This window comes from Flavobacterium phragmitis, assembly GCF_900112575.1.
Taxonomy (GTDB): Bacteria; Bacteroidota; Bacteroidia; order Flavobacteriales; family Flavobacteriaceae; genus Flavobacterium; species Flavobacterium phragmitis.
In genome coordinates this window covers 129,152-149,622 of record NZ_FOMH01000009.1, presented here as the reverse complement: position 1 = coordinate 149,622, position 20,471 = coordinate 129,152, and the positions used below count along the sequence as shown (strand labels likewise).

At 35.4% G+C, this 20,471-nt stretch carries 17 protein-coding genes; 7 read left to right on the top strand and 10 right to left on the bottom strand.

Features of this window, described 5'->3' with window-relative positions:
• Window positions 1–2: 2 nt before the first annotated feature.
• From BM289_RS25480 to BM289_RS16680, 6 genes are all read right to left on the bottom strand, one after another.
• Window positions 3–146 carry a hypothetical protein gene (locus BM289_RS25480; protein ID WP_167365448.1) on the bottom strand — a complete coding sequence of 48 codons (144 nt, stop codon included), beginning with the start codon at window positions 144–146 and terminating at the stop codon, window positions 3–5.
• Between the two features lie 2 nt (window positions 147–148).
• Window positions 149–679 (bottom strand): hypothetical protein, encoded by a 531-nt coding sequence (locus BM289_RS16700; RefSeq protein WP_091495622.1) that lies wholly within the window; start codon window positions 677–679, stop codon window positions 149–151.
• A 256-nt stretch (window positions 680–935) separates the two neighbouring features.
• A complete protein-coding gene (locus tag BM289_RS16695; RefSeq protein ID WP_091495620.1) occupies window positions 936–1,202 on the bottom strand; it encodes a hypothetical protein in 267 nt (88 codons plus the stop codon).
• Between the two features lie 104 nt (window positions 1,203–1,306).
• Window positions 1,307–2,887 carry a sodium:solute symporter gene (locus BM289_RS16690; protein WP_091495617.1) on the bottom strand — a complete coding sequence of 527 codons (1,581 nt, stop codon included), beginning with the start codon at window positions 2,885–2,887 and terminating at the stop codon, window positions 1,307–1,309.
• Window positions 2,884–3,948: a Gfo/Idh/MocA family protein gene (locus tag BM289_RS16685; protein WP_091495615.1), complete on the bottom strand. Its 1,065-nt coding sequence runs from the start codon at window positions 3,946–3,948 to the stop codon at window positions 2,884–2,886. The genes BM289_RS16690 and BM289_RS16685 overlap by 4 nt, the downstream gene beginning before the upstream one ends.
• 150 nt (window positions 3,949–4,098) lie before the next feature.
• Window positions 4,099–6,567, bottom strand: a complete 2,469-nt coding sequence (locus BM289_RS16680; protein WP_244165394.1) for a right-handed parallel beta-helix repeat-containing protein — start codon at window positions 6,565–6,567, stop codon at window positions 4,099–4,101.
• 380 nt (window positions 6,568–6,947) lie between these two features.
• On the opposite strand from BM289_RS16680, the gene BM289_RS16675 reads away from it, so the two are divergent.
• The gene (locus BM289_RS16675; protein WP_244165393.1) at window positions 6,948–8,624 is read left to right on the top strand and encodes a glycoside hydrolase family 28 protein; all 1,677 of its coding nucleotides are present in this window, start codon (window positions 6,948–6,950) and stop codon (window positions 8,622–8,624) included.
• Window positions 8,625–8,636: 12 nt separating this feature from the next.
• A complete protein-coding gene (pelA, locus tag BM289_RS16670; protein ID WP_091495610.1) occupies window positions 8,637–9,818 on the top strand; it encodes a pectate lyase in 1,182 nt (393 codons plus the stop codon).
• A 365-nt stretch (window positions 9,819–10,183) separates the two neighbouring features.
• Here pelA and BM289_RS16665 read toward each other — a convergent pair whose 3' ends face one another.
• The 4 genes from BM289_RS16665 to BM289_RS16650 all read right to left on the bottom strand — a co-directional run bounded on the left by BM289_RS16665 (window position 10,184) and on the right by BM289_RS16650 (window position 14,041).
• Entirely contained in the window at window positions 10,184–11,014 is an 831-nt protein-coding gene (locus BM289_RS16665) for an amidohydrolase family protein (RefSeq protein ID WP_091495608.1), read from the bottom strand.
• 6 nt (window positions 11,015–11,020) lie between these two features.
• Entirely contained in the window at window positions 11,021–11,818 is a 798-nt protein-coding gene (locus BM289_RS16660; protein WP_091495606.1) for an SDR family oxidoreductase, read from the bottom strand.
• Between the two features lie 170 nt (window positions 11,819–11,988).
• Window positions 11,989–13,002 (bottom strand): zinc-binding alcohol dehydrogenase family protein, encoded by a 1,014-nt coding sequence (locus BM289_RS16655; RefSeq protein ID WP_091495604.1) that lies wholly within the window; start codon window positions 13,000–13,002, stop codon window positions 11,989–11,991.
• Between the two features lie 184 nt (window positions 13,003–13,186).
• Complete coding sequence (locus tag BM289_RS16650) at window positions 13,187–14,041, bottom strand: fumarylacetoacetate hydrolase family protein (RefSeq protein WP_091495602.1); 855 nt, start codon at window positions 14,039–14,041, stop codon at window positions 13,187–13,189.
• Between the two features lie 366 nt (window positions 14,042–14,407).
• Here BM289_RS16650 and BM289_RS16645 point away from each other — a divergent pair, with 366 nt between their 5' ends.
• The 5 genes from BM289_RS16645 (at window position 14,408) to BM289_RS16625 (ending at window position 20,378) form a co-directional block, all read left to right on the top strand.
• Window positions 14,408–15,556 (top strand): ABC transporter substrate-binding protein, encoded by a 1,149-nt coding sequence (locus BM289_RS16645; RefSeq protein ID WP_091495600.1) that lies wholly within the window; start codon window positions 14,408–14,410, stop codon window positions 15,554–15,556.
• The gene (locus BM289_RS16640; RefSeq protein WP_091495598.1) at window positions 15,553–16,701 is read left to right on the top strand and encodes a CaiB/BaiF CoA transferase family protein; all 1,149 of its coding nucleotides are present in this window, start codon (window positions 15,553–15,555) and stop codon (window positions 16,699–16,701) included. The genes BM289_RS16645 and BM289_RS16640 overlap by 4 nt, the downstream gene beginning before the upstream one ends.
• 174 nt (window positions 16,702–16,875) lie before the next feature.
• A complete protein-coding gene (locus tag BM289_RS16635; RefSeq protein ID WP_091495596.1) occupies window positions 16,876–18,015 on the top strand; it encodes a CaiB/BaiF CoA transferase family protein in 1,140 nt (379 codons plus the stop codon).
• On the top strand, window positions 18,015–19,271 hold the full coding sequence (locus BM289_RS16630; protein ID WP_091495593.1) for an extracellular solute-binding protein: 1,257 nt from the start codon (window positions 18,015–18,017) through the stop codon (window positions 19,269–19,271). Before BM289_RS16635 ends, BM289_RS16630 begins: the two co-directional genes overlap by 1 nt.
• A gap of 33 nt (window positions 19,272–19,304) precedes the next feature.
• Window positions 19,305–20,378: a Gfo/Idh/MocA family protein gene (locus BM289_RS16625; RefSeq protein WP_091495591.1), complete on the top strand. Its 1,074-nt coding sequence runs from the start codon at window positions 19,305–19,307 to the stop codon at window positions 20,376–20,378.
• Window positions 20,379–20,471: the final 93 nt, after the last annotated feature.

The following is a 20,471-nucleotide window of genomic DNA, read 5'->3' as shown; positions in this document are numbered from 1 at the left end:
TGTTATGTGTTTTTTACTTTTTCAGTTTTCTTTTTTATTGCTTTTTTCTTTTTAAAAAAATCACTTAGGGCTTTTTCTTCTGCAACTGTTAGAGAACTTAAACCTCCTATAGTGTCAATTTCTAAATCTATTTTCTTCGTTTTCATAATCATTTATTTTGAAAATACTTATTAATCAATTTCAATGCTGATTTTGTTTCAATTATCATAATTCTACCTCCAAAATGAAATGCTCCAAGTGTTTTTTCATAATGTTCTACCAATTGTGATTTTGAAAGAAAAGATACGTTTCCATCATGTCCACGCTGAAAAGATAATTTACAAGCATAAGCAACTAAATTACCTGCTACTCCCACATAGACTTTTGTTTGTCCTTTGTTAAATGGTGCATTTTCTAATAAATGCATATAAACATGGTCAGCTTTAACTTCTAAACTAACAAGACCTTGAATAATCTGAGAATTTCCTAAAATTGTAAGTTTATATACATCTCTAACTGGATTTTTAAATTCCTCAACCCAATTAAAAACCCAACCATTCTTTTTTGCTATAGACTTTAAATCTGAATTTTGGAGAATAGAAATTTCAGTCTGAAAACTATCTCCTGTAATTACATTTTCTATTGAGTTTGTTAACTTATCAATTATAAAATCCAGACCAAATCCTACTTCTCTATTCATTCAGCTAATTTAATGAATATAATCTAATTTTAGAAATATTCTCTATTATAGCTTTTATTTCAAGGTATTAAAAAATCTTTTATGCAAAACTGAATCAACTGTTTCTCTTTGATGCACTAATTAATATCAGTCTTCAATTGAAACGCTTTATGAGATTTCTAAATATTTGAAGGTTGATATTCGGGAGTTGTTGGTTTCAACTTCAAGCAAATAGAATTCTAAAAAGTATAAAAAAACACTCCGAAGAGTGTTTAAATCAGAATCCTACAAACTCATCTGCTTTTACGGCTACAGCTTTTTCAAGAGTAACTCTTAATTCATTACAAACTTTTTTCATATCTGCCATGGCTTGATCTGAGGATTTTGCTTTATGCCATAGCGTAGTGTTGGGTAAATAATATACCTTAGAACTACCCAAAGTATAACTATCCGAATAATTTAAAGCTTTTAATGCAGCTTTTACCTCTGGATTCTTATCACTAACATCATAAGATATTAGTACTGTTGAAACTGTTGTTCCCATAAATTTGATTTTAAAATTTCAGCAATTTACATTGACAAAATCTTAAAAAAGTATGGATTTCCATAATATGGATAAATTTCAACTAACTATTATTTTCAAGTTCTTCAATTCCCATTAAAAACCAAATACAAAACCAAAATTACCAACCCCAACAACCCAAATAAAAGCTTCACCTTTTTACTAGTTTTAGGAATATCCGTTTCGTCTGAAACATTCACTTCAGGATTTCTATCCGTTAAAGAGATAATAACTGCACTAATCATTAAAACAGCAAAAATGTAAAACGAAATCAATAAAAAGTGAGGCCAAACTGGATATTTATCTGCAGGGAAAATCCATAGATATAAAACCCCAACAAACAAACTAAAAGCCGAACCCCAAGAAAGTGTTGCATTTACAGCCTTTTTGGTGGTGCGTTTCCAGAAAACACTCAAAAGGAAAACAACAGATAACGAAGGCGCCAGAAAACCTAAAACTGCCTGAAAAATGTTGAATAAATTCTGCCCTTTGATATTGTCAATCGCAACGGCAATTAGAATCGCAAATACACATCCAGCGGCAATCGTCAAACGACCAATTTTAATCTGATCCTGAATCGTCGCTGTTGGGTTGATTTTCTTTACATAAATATCATTCGTAAAAACGGTGCTCAAAGCATTTAATGAAGAACCAATTGTTCCTACCAAAACCGCAATCATCACACAGATTACCAAACCGTTCATGCCGCTTGGGAAAAGGTTTGTAACCATGGTCATATAAGCCAAATCTGAATTGCTTCCTAATTCTGGGTATAATGCATAACACAAAATCCCAGGTAAAATAAACAACGGAAGCGCCATCACTTTCAGCCATCCAATAAAATTAACTCCAAGCTGTCCTTGTTCTAGGTTTTTCGCACCTAAAACACTCTGCACCATCGATTGATCGGTACAGAAAAAAGCAACAGCCGCTACAGGATATCCTAACAAAATAGCCGGCCACGGATAACTCGCATCGTCAGAAGGGCGAACTAAATTCCAAAAATTCGATGGTGTTTTGGCAATTAAAACATCGATTCCGCCTAATTTTTGTAAACCTAAAAAGGAAAGTGTAAGGGAAACTACAATCAACAAAATCATCTGAAAAACATTCACTTTTGCAATTGCTTTTAATCCTCCAGCGAAAGTGAAAATTCCAGAGAAAATCACTAAAACCGTAACGCTCTGCCACATCGGAATTCCCAAAATCTGACGAACTAGAACGCCTCCACTAAATAATCCTAATGACAACCAGCTTACTAATATTTTTACTAAAGCATACCAAGCGAGAATATTCTGTGTACTGTCGCCATAACGTTTCCCCATATATTCGGGCATTGTGCTTACTTTGCTCGCAATATATCTTGGCGCAAAAACCATCGCCAAAAGCAATAAAAACACAAAAGCGTACCATTCGAAATTACCCGCTACAATTCCCGTAGCGTAACCAATACTCGCAAAAGCCAATAGTGACGACGGCCCAACGTTGGTTCCCCACATATTAAACCCGATGCTGTACCAGTTTAAAGAATTTCCAGCAAGAAAAAGCGTTTCGTTTTTCTTTCTCTGCTTCATACTTACCACATATCCAATGACTAATAAAGCCACCAAATAACCCGCAACAATTACAAAATCGAGCGTGGTTAATTTATCGTAGATACTGTTCATAGTCCGTATTCATTAAGAATATCGGCAATTTTAACCGGCATTCCTGTTTGTAGCGATTTATCCATTGCTTGTAACAAAGCCACAGTTCCAATTCCTTCTTCCATATTTGGATAAGCTTCAAAACCTTGCTCAATGCTGTCGACAAAATATTCCAAATAATTCTGATATTCACCGCCATGATGACTTTGTCCTTCAAAACGGAAATAATATTTAATCGTGCTGTCGCCCCAAGTAACCACTTTTTCTTCACCTGTTTTATCTGTAATCGCATAACGCAATTCGTGATAATCAGCCTGACTTGCTCCTTCTGTTGCTCGTAGAATTGTACTCATGCCGCTGTCACGTTGCGCTGGCTGAGTCGGTGAAGTGTAAACACCGCTTACTCTAGCAATTCTTCCATCGGTTGCTTTAAAGATAAAATGCATTGTATCTTCATTCTTCAATCCTGCCGATTGTCCGTTACTACTTATCATTCCGTATCCCATTACTTCCTGAATATTTGGCAAATACCATCTGATAAAATCTACAGGATGACTCAAACCTCCGTACAGCCATTTAAATGATTGTAAAAGCGACCATTCTTTCTTTAAAAACCATCTATGATCGGCGTGGTATTGCGCTTCAATTGTAATTAAATCACCTATTAAACCTGCTTCGTAATCAGCTCTTTGTCTTTTGGCTGGTTCAAAGAAACGAGAACTTTGCCCGATAAAAACTTTCTTCCCTGTTGATTTGCTTAGTTCTAAAAGTTCCTTTGCATCCGAAAGATCATCAATAAATGGCTTTGTACAAACTACATGTTTTCCACTTAATAAAGCCTGTTTTACATGTTGCGCATGCAAATGATCTGGCGTATAAATCGCAATAATATCAATCGAAGCATCGTTTAGTAAATCGTCGTAATTGGTGGTGTACGAATGAAAATCGAATTCTTTTGCTCGTTGTTTACACAATTCTTCGTTTCGGTCGCATATTTTAACGAGTTCTAGTTTTGAACTTTCTATAGCTGCTGACATTGTGCTTCGTCCTTCTCCAAGTCCTAGAATGGCTATTTTTAACATTGGTGGTTAGTTTAGATTATTAGTTTTTTTTTAGCCACGAATTCACGAATTATTTTTTTACAATCTAGATGTAATATTAATTCGAATTATTCGAATTAATAATCGAAAAGATTTTAAAAAGAAAATTCGTGAATTCGTGGCTATCTCTCTTTATTTCGTTTCTACTTTGTTTAAGAAAATCCAGGTTTCGTCTGGTTTTGCGCCTTCAATTCCTGATTGGTATTTTTTCATTAAGGCGTTCCATTGATCTACTCTTGGGTTATTTTCTGTTGTTTTTGGATTTAGTTTGTCCAAATTTTCGCCTTTTGGAATACTGATAACCAAAATCAATTGTCTTTCATTTTTGAAAACTTGCAATTGCTGAAAATCGGCATTACAGAAACCTTTCGCTACCTCTGGCCATTTTTCGAATTGCGTTTTATGATATTCTACATATTCCTTTTGCAGTTTTTCATCGGCAGGAAGATTCGCAGTTAAAACCACATTTTCCCAATCCGATGCTGGTTTTGAATCTTTACATCTTTCGAAGTTTTGAAAATCGTAAACCAAATCATCATAGATTTTAATTTCTAAAGAAGGAAAAGCACCCGCCAGTTTACGCTTTGTTCTTTCCGGCTGATTCATTTTCCCATAAATCACCAAATGATTTTTCCATTGGTACAATTCCTGACCTACAATTCTGAATCCAACCAAAGTCGATTTGATTTTTTCGATATCAAAATCAGAACCTATCAATTCGATGGCATAAGGTTTTGGCATTTCCTGCAATCCCCATTTTTCATCGATTACAACTTCTTTTTCTAAATCTTTGTAAGGCGCTCTGATTCCTGCGGCATCTTTAATTTTGACACTTACATACGGATCATTGTGCTCCCAGATATTTCCTTTTGGACCATTATGATTTTTCAGGATTTTCTTTTCTGCAATCCAATTGTTTTTAATCGTAAAGCCTTCGCTTCCTTCGTCAGTATACAAATACAGCCATAAAAACGGATCGTGTGCATATGGACTGTTGTAAACTTTATCAATGTAGTTTTCTTCTATTCGGCTGTTTGGCTGAGCAGAAAGCGTGTAGATTCCCGAAACATCATGCAAATGTTTGGCATAATGATGAATTTTATTTCCTAGAATTTTATTGTTTTGCATCACATTAGGTGTGTGCGTCCAACCCCAGCCCATTGCGATTCCTGAGTATGATACATCCGAAATTTCGTTGTGTTCAATCGTAATATTTCGAACAAAACCAGCGCTGATTCCAAGAGTTCCCCAATCTTCGTTGGTTACGTTGGTGATTAAATTATCCGAAATCACTTCATCAGAACACATTTCTCTTTCGTCTTTTATTATTAAAGGCAAATGCGCTTCAAAAGCTTCTTCAGAGAAAACACCAACGTTTATGGCACTTCCGCCAATATCTTTAAATAAATTTCCTTTTATAGTATTATGTTTCGTTCCTTTATTTAAATCTAAACCAGTCGAAGACAGATGCTCAAAACGGCACGATTCAAACTGAATATTATTGGCATAATTTACTTCCACCGCAGCGCGAGGTCTTCCAACCCAAGCCTGATTTTCTAAATTGGCCTGATTTGGTGTTCCCGGCTGTTTCAATTTATATGCATCCAACAAATATAATCCTGACTGCAACGGCACATGCCCTTGCTGTGAAGGACGAAGCCAGTTGCTGTACTGAAACGAAATTCCTTTAAACTGAAAATGATGTACAGGAGAATCTATTGTTCCTTTTACTTCCAGAAGATTTTCTAAAACCGGAGCGGTAACTTTAACTGTATTAATATCTTCTCCAGCTCTTGGAACATAATAGATTTTGGCATTTTTTTTATCTAAATACCATTCGCCTGGTTCATTTAAAAGCGAAAAAGCATTGTTTAAGAAATAAGCTGAATTTCCGTTATTTTTAGAAATCCAAGGTGCTGGCCAAGGATGTTCGCTTTGGATTCGGCTCTCTGGTTCTTCAAACGAAAGTTTGGCACTGTCTTTTTGAACTTCGATATTTTTAATTCTAAGATTGGCATTCGACCACCATTGCACAATAAACATTTCCATTCCCGGTTCAAACTTCACCGACTTATCTTTAAACGGAATCCAGCAAGTTTGTGATTCATGATCCCATGACAAGATTCTTTCCATAGATGTTCCAGTCGTATTTTTGGCTCTAACTGCCTTTTTATCGTTGACCCATAATTGTCTGAAATCAATTAAAGTTCCTGCTTTTGTTGGTGCATCTGCCACCCAAACCGAACCTTTTTTTAGTCCGTTAATAACAGTTGTAGATTTTGTCCAGTTTTTAATTTCGATTCCACCGCTTATGATTGGTCTCGCGTTGGCATCAGCTTCGATTGTTGTTGGACTTTCTGGAGTTCCCGAATCTTCTGGTCGTACAAATAGAGGTTCGTTTAAATAATACGTTCCGTTCATTACTATGATTCGTATTCCATCTTTAATCGATGGATCTTTTAATCGGCGAAGTTCTCTGGCTTTTCGCATTGCCATGTGAACCGTTGCCAAAGGATTTTCTTTGGTACCTGAATTTTTATCGTTTCCGTTTTTAGAAACCCAAATTTCGGCGGCACTCATTGAAAAAGTGCTCAAGATCATCAAAAAAAAGATTTGTATTCTGGTAAAAGTAATTAGTAGCATTATTATGATATTGATTTTTTTATGTCCCCAAAATTATTTGCTGTCAATTTAAAACACTATAATTTTTACAAACAAATGTATTTTTAACACTTTTTACAAATAATTGGTCTAATTTATAGGAACATTAAATGATAAGCATCCTGTACCCTCCTGCAATTTTTATTTCAAAAGCATTTTAAAAAAGTATCCTAATAGTTAAAGTGCTTAATTTATGCCTAGATGCAGCGATAAATTGATTTTTTTTAATAGATTTGTGTAATCGATTACATTTAAAGATTATTATTTATAAGAACTTAAATTTTCATATAAATAAAATAAACACCAAAAAATTACTAACAATGAAAATCAACCGACTACAATTTGCCTCTCTTGCACTCGCTCTTTTGATGTGTCTGAGTTCTAAAGACCTTACTGCTCAAAATACCTCAGGCAGTGCTTATCAAAACATTGAGTTTAAAATGTCAAAGATTAACGAACCTGTCATTCCTAACAACAGCGTAAACCTGAAAGACTTTGGAGCTGTAAATGGAGGCTACGTTTTAAATACGAAAGCTTTTGCAGATGCGATTGATGTGCTGTCCAAAAAGGGCGGTGGAAAACTAATTATTCCTCCTGGAATTTGGCTTACAGGTCCGATTATATTAAAAAGTAATATTGAGCTGCATGCAGAAAGAGGTGCTCTGATAAAATTTTCTCCAGACAAAACTTTGTATCCTTTGGTTGAAACCAACTTTGAAGGTTTAAATACTTGGCGCTGTATCTCACCTATTTATGGCAAAAACCTTGAAAATGTTGCTTTTACAGGGAATGGCGTATGGGATGGCTCAGGTGAAGTATGGAGACAAGTTAAGAAAAGTAAAGTAACAGAAAGCCAGTGGAAAGAAGTTATTTCAAAAGGCGGTGTTTTAAATAAAGACAAAACAAGCTGGTATCCATCAGAGGTTTTTATGAATGCCTCAAAAGGTGCTGACCAAAATGTACGTCCTGACTTAAAAACAAAAGAAGAATTTGAAACTATTCATGATTTTCTTCGTCCGGTAATGGTAAGCATTCAAAACAGCAAAAGAGTTTTATTTGATGGTCCTGTTTTTCAGAATTCCCCAGCTTGGAATATTCACCCTTTTATGGTGGAAGATTTGATTGTTCGAAATGTAAGTGTTCGTAATCCTTGGTATTCTCAAAACGGAGACGGACTTGATGTAGAATGCTGTAAAAACGTATTGGTCGAAAATTCAAGTTTTGACGTGGGAGACGATGCCATCTGTATCAAATCTGGAAAAGATAAAGACGGGCGTGAAAGAGGTGTTCCTTGCGAAAACATCATTGTAAGAAATAATATTGTGTATCATGGTCATGGAGGAGTTACAGTAGGAAGCGAAATGTCTGGCGGTGTAAAAAACCTTCATGTCTCTAATTGTACTTTTATGGGAACAGACGTAGGTTTACGTTTTAAAAGTGCCCGAGGAAGAGGCGGTGTAGTTGAAAACATCTTTATTTCAGATGTATTTATGACTGATATTCCGTCTCAGGCTATTTCTTTTAATTTGTATTACGGTGGAAAATCAATAGCTGAAACATTGGAAGAAGGTGGTGATAAAATCGTTAATAAAGCAATGCCTGTAACAGTTGAAACACCTCAATTCAAAAATATTACAATCAAAAATATTACAATAAAAGGTGCTCAGCAAGCAGTATTTCTACAAGGTCTTCCAGAGATGAATTTAGAAAATATTGAAATCACAAACTTAATTGCTAAAGCAGAAAAAGGTTTTTCAATTATTGATGCTAAAGGAATAAAATTAAATAACTTACAATTGGATATTCAGGCTAAAAATGCATTTGAGATTTACAATGCTCAAAATCTTTCTCTAAAAAATGTAGCATTTAATCCTTCTTCTTCAAACACAATTACGATTGCAGGTGAAGCGAGTAAAAACATCGATTTAAGCGGTTCTAATTTATCAAAAACCACTACTGTTGACAAAAGTGTTCCTAAGAAAGCGGTTAAATTCTAATACAAACGTTCTATGTTCAATTCCGTAAACAATTCAAAATTACTGACAGTAACGTTTTGCTTCTTTTCCGTTTTATGTCTAAAGGCACAGACAAATAGCGAAATAAGTACTAAACCTTTTACTGATGGGACTAATCATTGGTATTTTATCAAAGACAAAACGAACATCATTAATCCAATTCCAAATCAGCCGAAATATGCCGAAACGGATTACACTAAAATCGCCGATAATATTCTGTATTTCCAGCGTGACAATGGCGGATGGCCAAAGAATTATGATATGAAAGCCATTCTAACGCCACAGCAAGTTGACAGCGTTGTTAAAACAAAATACATTGAACATACTACTTTTGATAACGAAACGACTTACACTCATATCCATTATCTGGCACAGGTCTATACACTAACAAAAGATTCGAGATATAAAGACGGTTGTCTGCGAGGTATAAATTTTACTTTAAAAGCACAATATCCAAACGGAGGCTGGCCACAATATTATCCGCTGGAAAAAGGATATAGTCGTCATATTACCTTTAATGACGGAGCTTATATGGGAATTATGAATCTCCTAAAAAAGATTGTATACAATGACCCTGATTATGCTTTTATTGATGCTAAAACTAGAAAAAAAGTAACTGTAGCATATCAAAAAGGAGTTGATTGTATTTTAAAAATGCAGATTAAAGACAACGGAAAATTAACAGCCTGGTGCCAGCAACACGATGAAATAACGCTTGAACCAGCGTGGGCTCGTAAATTTGAACCACCAAGCATCTGTAATGCAGAAAGTGTTGATGTTGTTTTATTCTTGATGGATATCGACAATCCAAATGAAAAGATCATTAATGCTATTCAAGGTGCTATAAAATGGTTTCAGGATTCTAAAATCTATAACACAAGAGTTGAAAGTTTTGCTGCTGAAGAAATGGAATCCAAATACAAGAAAATCAAAAATGACGTGAGAGTCGTAAACGATCCAACGGCTCCACCAATCTGGACAAGATATTATGAACTAAAAACGCATAAACCTTTGTTCTCTGATCGTGATAGTGAGTTTTTATATTCTTTAGCCGAAGTAAGTCGTGAAAGAAGAACTGGCTATGCTTGGTATACGGATAAACCTGAAAAGGCATTAAAGAAATATCCAGAATGGCAGAAGAAGTGGGCTCCTGATAATAATGTTTTGAAAGAGTAAAATGGAAAGTTTTATCGTCCAAAGGGAGAAATAACCAGAATCCAATTTTCAAATATAGCCCGTGGTTTCAACCACGGGGACGCAATATTGTCACGTCTCGTATTGTGTTCCCGTGGTTGAAACCACGGGCTATGTTTTTGTCATTTTTGATAATAGGCCAAAGGCCTCAAAGCATCACCATAGGGCAACCCTATGAATTGATATAGAACAGCATAATAAAGCCCTGAAAGGGCGTAAGCAATTACATGACGATTAATGCTTACGCCCTTTCAGGGCTTTTATCACTCTGTATTCTTCGTTATCACTGGGCGTTGCCCAGCGTTCATGATGTGAGCCTTTCAGGCTCTTATAATCTATGAGCTAACTCATAACTTATAAAACTCCTTCGCATTCTCAAACCAAATCTTATTTTGGTCTTCAATAGAAAACTTAGAAATATAATCTTCTAAAGTTTTTACTACTTCATGATAATCCGAAGCAACATTGAGAACTGGCCAATCTGATCCGTACATTAATTTATCAGCTGAGAAGTTTTCAAAAACTATATCTAAATATGGTTTCAAATCTTCTTGTTTCCAATTTTTCCAGTCGGCTTCTGTGACCATTCCAGAAATTTTACACCAAACGTTGTCGTATTTTGCAATTTCTTCTATTCCTTTTTTCCAAGAATCAATGCTTCCTGATTTAATATCTGGTTTCGCAATATGATCGATTACAAACTTTTGATTTGGAAAATCTTTAACCAAACGTATTGCGGCCGGAAGTTGTCTGTGAAAAATTAAAATATCGTAAGTATAATTGAATGGTTTTAAAGCTTTGATTCCTCTTCTGAATTCCTCACCATCCATAAAATCATCTGGTTCTCCTTGCACAACATGTCTGAAACCTTTCAGTTTTTTTTGATCTGAAAAGAATTGTAAACGTTCTTCAATGTTTTCATTTCGTAAATCAATCCAGCCTACAACTCCTTTTATAAAATCATTTTTAGAAGCTAAATCCAATAAAAATTGAGTTTCTTCTTCCGATTGGCTTGCCTGAACTGCGACACAGCCTTCAAACTGATTTTCTTTTAATAACGGCTGTAAATCTTCAGGAAGAAAATCTCTTTGAATATTCTGCATCGTTTCATCAATCCAACTGTCTCTAACGGGATCAAACTTCCAAAAATGCTGATGGGAATCTACTCTTTTACTCATAACTTTTTAATTAACATCGCTGATTAAAGCACGGTCTAAATGTACGTAACCTCCGTCCACAAAAACAAATTGTCCAGTAGTATGCGATGATTTTTCAGAAATGATGAAAAGAGCTGTATCCGCTATTTCTTCTGTTTTCGTCATTCGGCTTTCTAACGGAATCGTTTTACTAATTTTTTTCAAAACTGCCTCTCCATCTGGCAATGTTTTAATCCAATCTTCGTATGCTGGCGTATAACTTTCGGCAATGATAATCGCATTTGAACGGATTCCGTACTGAATCAAATCTACTGCCCATTCTCTTGTTAAGCCTAAAACTCCTCCTTTCGCTGCGGCGTAACCCGAAGTCCCACCCTGACCTGTTAAAGCGACTTTTGAACCAATGTTTAAAATATTTCCTTTTGATTCTTTTAAATACGGAAGCGAATATTTAGCTAAAAGAAAATAACTTACCACATTCAATTTCAAAGAATTCATAAATTCCTCATAAGAAGAGTCTAATCCTGCACCGTCATTCACGCCAACATTATTAATTATAGCATCAATTCTTCCATATTTTGCTCCGATTACTTTTACAGCATTTTCTATCGCAACTGGATCAGTTACATCGGTCTGTACAAATAGTGAATTAACACCTCTTTTTTGAAGTCTTTCTGCGTATTCGAAACCTCTTGCATTTCTGTCAACTAAAACAGGAATTGCACCTTCATCTGCCAATCTGTTGATTATTGTTTCTCCAATACTGCCTTCTTTTCCAGCCGAACCAGAAACGACAACTATTTTGTTTTTTAAGTTTAAATCCATTTTTGTGGTTATTTAAGATTCATTTTTAAACACATAGAAACATAGTTTTGGAACCGCATAAAGGCGTTTCACTTGCATTAATTCACATAGTTCTATGTGTTAGAAACTAGTTTCTTTCTATTCTCTTTCGAGAAACAAAAAAATCTATGTTTCTATGTGTTTTAAAAAAATTATTCTATTTCAATCAACGCCTTAATTACATTATTTTTAGGGTCAATCAAATTCCCAAAATCAGCAATCATTCCATCAAAATTAGTCCTGTGCGTAATGTATTTCTTCGGATCGATTTTCCCTTCTTTCAGACATTTCATTACATATTCGAAATCTTCAATTGTGGCATTTCTGCTGCTCATTAAAGTTGATTCTCTTTTGTGGAAATCAGGATGACTAAAACTCAATTCTCCTTTTTGAAGTCCAACCAAAACAAATCTTCCACCATGCGAAATATAATTGAAAGCACTGTTCATCACCTTCTGATTTCCAGTAGCATCAATAACTACATTCGCCATATCTCCATTGGTTAATTCAGCTAATTTTTGAGCAACGTCATCGTTTAACGGATTAATCGTTTCGTCTGCCTGTAATTGTTCTTTACAAAAATTCAATCTGTAATCATTAATATCCATAACAATTACTTTTGCTCCAGCAATTTTAGCAAACTGAATCAAACCAATTCCGATTGGTCCTGCACCCATTACCAAAACCGTATCCGTTGGTCTTACAGCTGCTCTTCTAACGCCATGCGCTGCAATAGCTAAAGGTTCAACCAAAGCCAATTCATCATAATCTAATCCCTGACCGTGAAGTAAATATTGTTCTGGAATCGAAACATATTCAGCCATTCCGCCATCAATATGAACGCCGAAAACTTTGATATTTACACAGCAATTTGTCAACCCGTTTCTACAGGCAACACATTTTCCGCAGTTGAAATACGGAATAAACGTTACTTTGTCTCCTGGTTTAAAACCTGTCGCATTTCCCTTTACATATTCTGCCGCCAATTCGTGACCTAAAATTCTTGGATATTCAAAATACGGTTGTGTTCCGCCAAAAGCGTGAATATCAGTTCCACAGATCCCGATTCTTTTAATTTTCAATAAAACTTCACCTTCTTTTGGTTCAGGAATACTGGTTTCTTTTAGTAAAAATTCCTGCGGTTTTTCGCAAACAATATATTTCATTATTTATGTTTTGTTTAAATTTCTAATTGGACGCGGATGAAACGGATTTACTTCGTAAAACGCGGATTATAACGGATCTTATTTTTTAGAAAATTGATGGAAAATCCGTTAAATCCGTGTCTTCGCGATAGCGAATCAGTTTTATCCGCGTTACGATTCGTTACTATAATAACAGATAGTTATATTACTTTTTATAAGCTACAGCCTTTTGTTTGCTAGTTCCTAAACCTTCAATTCCAAGCTCAATAACATCACCCGCTTTAATGTAAATCGGATCCGGTTTTATTCCTAAACCAACTCCCGGAGGTGTTCCCGTACTGATGATATCGCCCGGAAGCAAAGTCATAAACTGACTTAAATAATGCAATAAATAAGGAATTTTGAAAACCAAATTTAAGGTATTGCTGTCTTGGTATTTTTTACCGTTTACCGTCAGCCACATCTTTAAATTATCGACATCTGCTATTTCCTCTTTTGTTGCCAAAAATGGTCCAAGAGGCGCAAAAGTGTCACTTCCTTTTCCTTTTGCCCATTGTCCACCACGTTCCAATTGAAAAGCTCTTTCGCTGTAATCATTCAACAAAGCATATCCGGCCACATAATCCAAGGCATCTGCTTCTTCAACATAACTTGCTTTTTTTCCAACGATAAAAGCCAATTCTACTTCCCAATCTGTTTTTTCACTATTTTTCGGAATAATCAAATCATCATCTGGCCCACACAAAGAAGTTGTCGATTTGAAGAAAATAATAGGTTCTGTCGGAATCGGTGCGTTGGTTTCTTTGCAGTGATCGATATAATTCAATCCAATACAGATAATTTTTGAAGGACGAGCCACAGGCGAACCCAAACGTACCGAAGCATCTACTTCGGGCAAAGTTGGATTGCTTTCTAATGCTTTTTGCAGTTTTTCTAATCCGTTTTCTTCAAAGAAACTTTCGTTAAAATCGGTTACAATCGAAGAAACATCATATCTTTTTTCTCCAATCAAAACTCCGGGTTTCTCTTTTCCGATTTCTCCAAAACGTATTAATTTCATAATCGTATATTTTTAGTTTTTAGTTTACAATTTGTAGTTATTCTTCATTCATCAATTCAAAATTCTTCAAAAAGGGCATAGCAAAATTAATAAATGTAAAAACCACAATTACAAAAATACTTTTTAAAAATTAATATCCGAGCTATATTTTATTTTCCGTCATTGAAAATGACTAAACTTTAAATTTTTATAACATTTTTTAGATGGTTTGTAAAAATTCTGTCACTAATTATTCTTTTATGTAAAAAAGATTTCTTAAAAAGTGCGGATTCCTTGTTCATTTAAATCTTATTTCTACTTTTGTAATTGTAAGTTTTACATTTATTATTTCAATCGATTTCACTACCCAAAATTCCTATACAAAAAATGATAAAATTAAAAGGCATAACTTGGAATCATACAAGAGGTTTGCTTCCTATGGTTGCCACATCGCAGCGTTTTACTGAACTACATCCTGAAGTTGAAATTTCTTGGGAGAAAAGAAGCTTACAAGAATTTGCCGATGCTTCTATCGAAGACTTAGCCAAAAGATTCGATTTATTGGTTATCGATCATCCTTGGACAGGTTTTGGAGCGCAGACCAAAGCGATTCTTCCGTTATCTGATTATTTATCAAACGAATATATTAAAGACCAAGAAATTAATACCGTTGGAAAATCATACGGAAGTTATGTTTTTCACGACAAATTATGGGCATTGCCAATTGATGCTGCAACTCCGGTTGCCTCTGCCCGCTTGGATATTTTGGAAAAAAACAATTTAGAAGTTCCAAAAACTTACGAGGATTTATTGGCTTTAGCGAAAAAAGGTTTAGTTGCTTTTGCAGGAATTCCGGTTGATGTTTTAATGAGTTTTTACATGTTTTGCTGCAGTTTAGGCGAAGCGCCTTTTCTTTCAGAAGAAAAAGTGATTTCTGAAACAACAGGAATAAAAGCCCTTCAAATGTTTAGAGAATTGGCACAATTGATTGATTCTGCAAACTTTAATAGAAATCCAATTCAGGTTTATGAGGCAATGGTAAATTCAAACGAAATTGCGTATTGTCCGTTTGCTTATGGTTATTCTAATTATTCTCGCATTGGCTACAGCCAAAACCTTTTACATTTTTATGATTTAGTAAAATTGAATGATAATCCAATGATTTCTTCTTTGGGCGGTACTGGATTAGCAGTTTCTTCATTCAGCGAACATATTGAAACTGCCATAAAATATGCTGAATTTACTTGTTCATCACAAGTTCAGCAGAATATTTATACCGATAATGGCGGTCAGCCTGGGCATTTGCAAGCTTGGAAAAGCGACAGAATTAATGCCGTGACACATAATTATTTCAAAAATACACTTCCTGCTTTAGAACGCGCTTTCCTTCGTCCGAGATATTATGGCCACATGTATTTCCAAGATCATGCTGGAGATGTGGTTCGCAATTATTTGATGAATGGCGGAGACGAATTAAAAGTGTTGGAAGAAATGAATTCGCTTTACTCGGAATCTTTAAAAATCCAGACCGTATGAGACCTTTAGAAGGATTAATTGTTCTGGAATTCTGTCAGTTTCTCGCTGGACCTTCAGCTGGATTAAAACTAGCCGATTTGGGCGCACGCGTTATAAAAATTGAGCGTCCTCTAAAAGGCGAAGCTTGCAGACAATTAAGTATTAAAGACTTGTTTGTAGATGACAGCAGTTTGCTTTTTCATACCATCAATAGAAATAAAGAATCTTTTGCTGCCGATTTGAAAAATCCTGACGATTTGGTTGTAATTAAAAAACTAATCGAAAAGGCTGATATTATGACACATAATTTCAGACCTGGCGTAATGGAAAAAATCGGTTTGGATTTTGAAAATACATTGGCTATTAATCCGAAGATTATATACGGAACCATAACTGGTTACGGAAATGAAGGCCCATGGGCAAAAAAACCGGGACAGGATTTATTACTGCAATCACTTTCCGGATTAAGCTGGCTGAGCGGACGCAAAAGTCAAGGCCCTGTTCCTTTTGGTTTGGCTGTAGCCGATTTAATGTGCGGAAATCATTTTGTACAGGGAATTTTGGCAGCACTTCTAAAAAGAGCTAAAACCCAAAAAGGTGTTTTGGTTGAAGTGAGTCTGCTGGAATCTATTTTGGATGTACAATTTGAAGCGATTACTTCTTTCTTAAATGATGGCGGTCAATTGCCTGAACGTGGCGATATTAAAGGAAGTGCACATGCTTTTTTAAGTGCTCCTTACGGCGTTTACCCAACTCAGAACGGTTATTTATCATTGGCAATGGGTGATTTGATTTTCATTGGAAAAACCTTAGGATTGGATTTAAACGCTTTCGCGGATAAACATCTTTGGTTTGAAAAAAGAGATGAAATCAGAACGATTTTAAGCGAAAGAATTAAAACCCAAACTTCTGATTACTGGATTGAAATCCTCCAAAAAGAAGGCATTTGGTGCGGCAAAGTTTTCAACTACGAAGAATTAGACAGTCAGCCTTTTGTAAAGGAATTACAGCTGAAACAAACTGTAAAAAATACCGAAGGCGAAACTTTAGTTACAACGAGAAGTCCAATTCAATTAGACGGTGAAATTTTATTAAGCGAAAAAGCTGCTCCAAAAGTAGGACAAGACAATTTGAATATACACGAAGAATTCATTCAAGCTAAATAAAACTCAACAGATTAAATTAAAATCTGTGTAAATCTGCTTTTATCTGCACAAATCTGCGTGAAAAAATCTATGCGCAAAAGGTATTTTACGCAGATTTAAAAAGATTTTAGCAGATTAAAATAGATTTTAATTGTTGAAAATAAGGATTAAACAAAAAAACGGTTAAACAAAAAAATGAAACCATTAGAAGATTATTTAATTGTAGATTTCAGTCAGTTTCTTTCGGGGCCGTCGGCGAGTTTGCGTTTGGCTGATTTGGGAGCGCGCGTAATAAAAATTGAAAAACCGGGAACGGGAGATATCTGCCGTACTTTATATACTTCTGATTTGATTATGAACGACGAATCGTCTGTTTTTCATACCATCAACAGAAACAAAGAATCTTTCGCAATTGATTTTAAACAGCCAGAGGAACTTCAAAAACTAAAAAAATTATTAGCAAAAGCCGATGTTGTGATGCATAATTTCAGACCTAGCGTTATGGAGCGCATTGGTTTGAGTTATGATGATGTAAAAAAGATTAATCCGAATGTGATTTATGCTTCGATTTCTGGTTTTGGAGAACATCCAGATTTAAAAGATTTACCGGGTCAGGATTTGCTTTTACAATCTTTAACTGCTTTGACTTGGCTGAGCGGTAATCAAGAAGATGGACCAGTTCCAATGGGATTATCAATTGTAGATATGCTTGCTGGAGCGCATTTAGCTCAAGGAATTTTAGCTGCATTATACCGAAAAGCAACGCATAATATCGGCGCACAAATTCAAGTCAGTATGTTGGAATCGGCATTTGATTTTCAGTTTGAAACGATTACCACTTTCTTTAATGACGGAGGTGAATTGCCTGTTCGAACTAAAACCAACAATGCCCACGCTTATTTGGGCGCGCCATACGGTATTTACAAAACGAAAAATGGTTACTTGGCATTGGCGATGGGATCGATTCCTGTTTTGGCTTCTTTGCTAAAATGCGATGCTTTATTACAGTTTCCTGAGAATAAATTTACACTTAGAGACGACATAAAAAATATTCTTGCCGATCATTTACAGACGCAGGAAACACAGTTTTGGCTTGATATTTTAGAACCCGCAGATATTTGGTGTGCAGGAGTTTTAAATTACCAGCAGTTGTTTGCTGAAGATGGATTCAAGGTTTTGAATTTTACGCAGCAAGTCGAAATGCTTGACGGTTACACATATAAAACAACACGCTGTCCGATAAAAATTGACGGAGAATATCTGACTTCTGGAAAAGGTTCGCCGAAACTGGGGCAAGACAATGAGAAAATTAGTAAAGAATTTATAGACTGCTGATGGAAAAAATTAGAATCGCCGTTCGAAAATTCGATCCGTTCGAAAGTACACTTCAAAAATTGTGGGATGCTTTCTGCCTTCACAACAATATCAAAATGGAAGCAGAAATGATTCCGATGGAACTTCATGATCTTTATGAAACTACTATTTCTGAAAAAGGTTTAAAAGAAGGAAAATGGGATATTGCCCATATCAACACCGATTGGATTTTTGATGCTGTGAACGAAAATGCAGTTCTAAATTTATTTTCTTTGATTGGAGAAAATCCGCCAGAAAATTACCCTTTCGGATGGCATAAATCGCTTCTGCATTTACAAAAATTAAGCAACGGCATTTTCGGACTTCCTTTTCATGATGGCCCAGAATGTTTGATTTACAGAAAAGATTTATTCGAAAACGAAACGGAAAAAGAGCATTTTAAAAAACAATTTGGTTATGAACTTTCCACACCAAAAACCTGGTCGGAATTTGCAGAAATAGCAACCTTTTTTAATCGTCCTGAACAAAATTTATACGGCTCTGTTTTTGCCAATTATCCAGACGGACATAATATGGTTTTTGACTTCTGCCTGCAGTTATGGACACGAGGCGGTTCATTATTAAACAAAAAAAATCAGATTGATATTCATAATGAAACAGCTATAAAAGCATTGGATTTTTATAGAAAAATGGTCAATGATGCAACTGCGGTTCATCCAAAATCGAGAGAATTTGGTTCTGTTGAAGCTGGTTTGGCTTTCGCCGAAGGGCAAGCTGCAATGGCCATAAACTGGTTTGGATTTGCTTCTATGGCAGAAGTAATTGAAGAATCGAAAGTAAAAGGGAAAATCGACATCACTTCCCTCCCATCCGATCCCGGTCATAAAACAGCTTCTTTGAATGTATATTGGCTGTATACCATTGGTTCTGGGAGCAAACACAAAAAACTGGCTTACGATTTTCTACGTTTTGCCACAACGCCAGAAAGCGACAAATTATTGACAACCGAAGGCGGAATCGGATGCCGAAAATCGACTTGGAAAGATGAGGAAATCAATACTTTAATTCCGTTTTATCATAAACTGGAAATGCTTCACGAAAATGCATTGACGCTTCCACAAACCCCAATCTGGCCAAAAGTAGCCGAATTAATTGATGGAGCAGTTTTAAAAGCGATAGAAACTGATATTTCATCAGCTATAATTTTAGAAGAAACTCAGGAAAAAATTAAAGAATTAAGTCAAGGAACAACATTACACATCTCTGTCAAAAATTAAAATGGACAGGCTTAATTTCAAAATATAGAACAAATGAATATTCCCTATAAACCTTTACTTCCCCAAACAGAACAGCCCATTGTAATTATTGGAGCGAGCGGTATTGTAAAAGATGCGCATCTTCCTGCTTATGAAATGGCTGGTTTTAAAGTTTTTGGTATTACCAACAGAACAATCTCAAAAGCATACGATTTACAGAAACAATTCAAGATCGATCATGTTTTTGAAAATATTGCCGATGCCGTTAAAAGTGCGCCTTCAAACGCTGTATATGACATTACAGTTTTACCTGATCAATACATTGAAATTTTGGAACAATTGCCTGATGGTGCTGCAGTTTTAATTCAGAAACCAATGGGAAATGATTTGGCTCAGGCACGCGAAATTGTAGAAGTCTGCGAAAGAAAAAATTTGGTAGCGGCAATCAATTTTCAATTGCGTTTTGCGTCTTTTGTAAGCGCTGCCCGATATTTAATCGATCAGGGAATTATTGGTGAATTATACGATTTAGAATTCAAAGTAACTGTAAATACGCCTTGGGAATTGTTTCCTTTAATTAAAGAACATCCGAGATTGGAGATTCTTTTCCATAGCGTTCATTATATTGACTGCATTCGTTCTTTTCTGGGAAATCCTAAAATTGTAATGGCAAAAACAGCCAAACATCCGCTTAAAAAATTATCTTCAAGCCGATCTACCATTATTTTGGATTATGGCGAAGACAAACATGTTGTAATCAATACGAATCACGATCATCATTTTGGACCAAAACATGAAGAAAGTTATATCAAATGGGAAGGAACAAAAGGTGCTGTTAAAGCAAAAATGGGTTTATTAATGAACTATCCTGACGGTCTGCCAGACGTTTTTGAGTATGCTTTGCCGAAAAAAGATAATGAAAATGAATACGAATGGACAGAAGTGAAACTGGAAGGTTCTTGGTTTCCTGAAGCCTTTATCGGCGCAATGTCCAATCTGATGCGTTACAAAGAAGGTTCTGACTCCATATTGTCTGCCAGTGTTCAAGATGTTTTAGGAACAATGAAAGTTGTAGAAGCCTGTTACGCCAGCAGTAAAAACGGCGGAATTTCTTTTGATGAAGTGTAATTAAAACACTATATTTCAAAACAAAAAAAAACAAATTTCAGTCCATCTCAAAACAAATGTATTTTAGCATTTGATTGAAAGAGCGAGACCGAT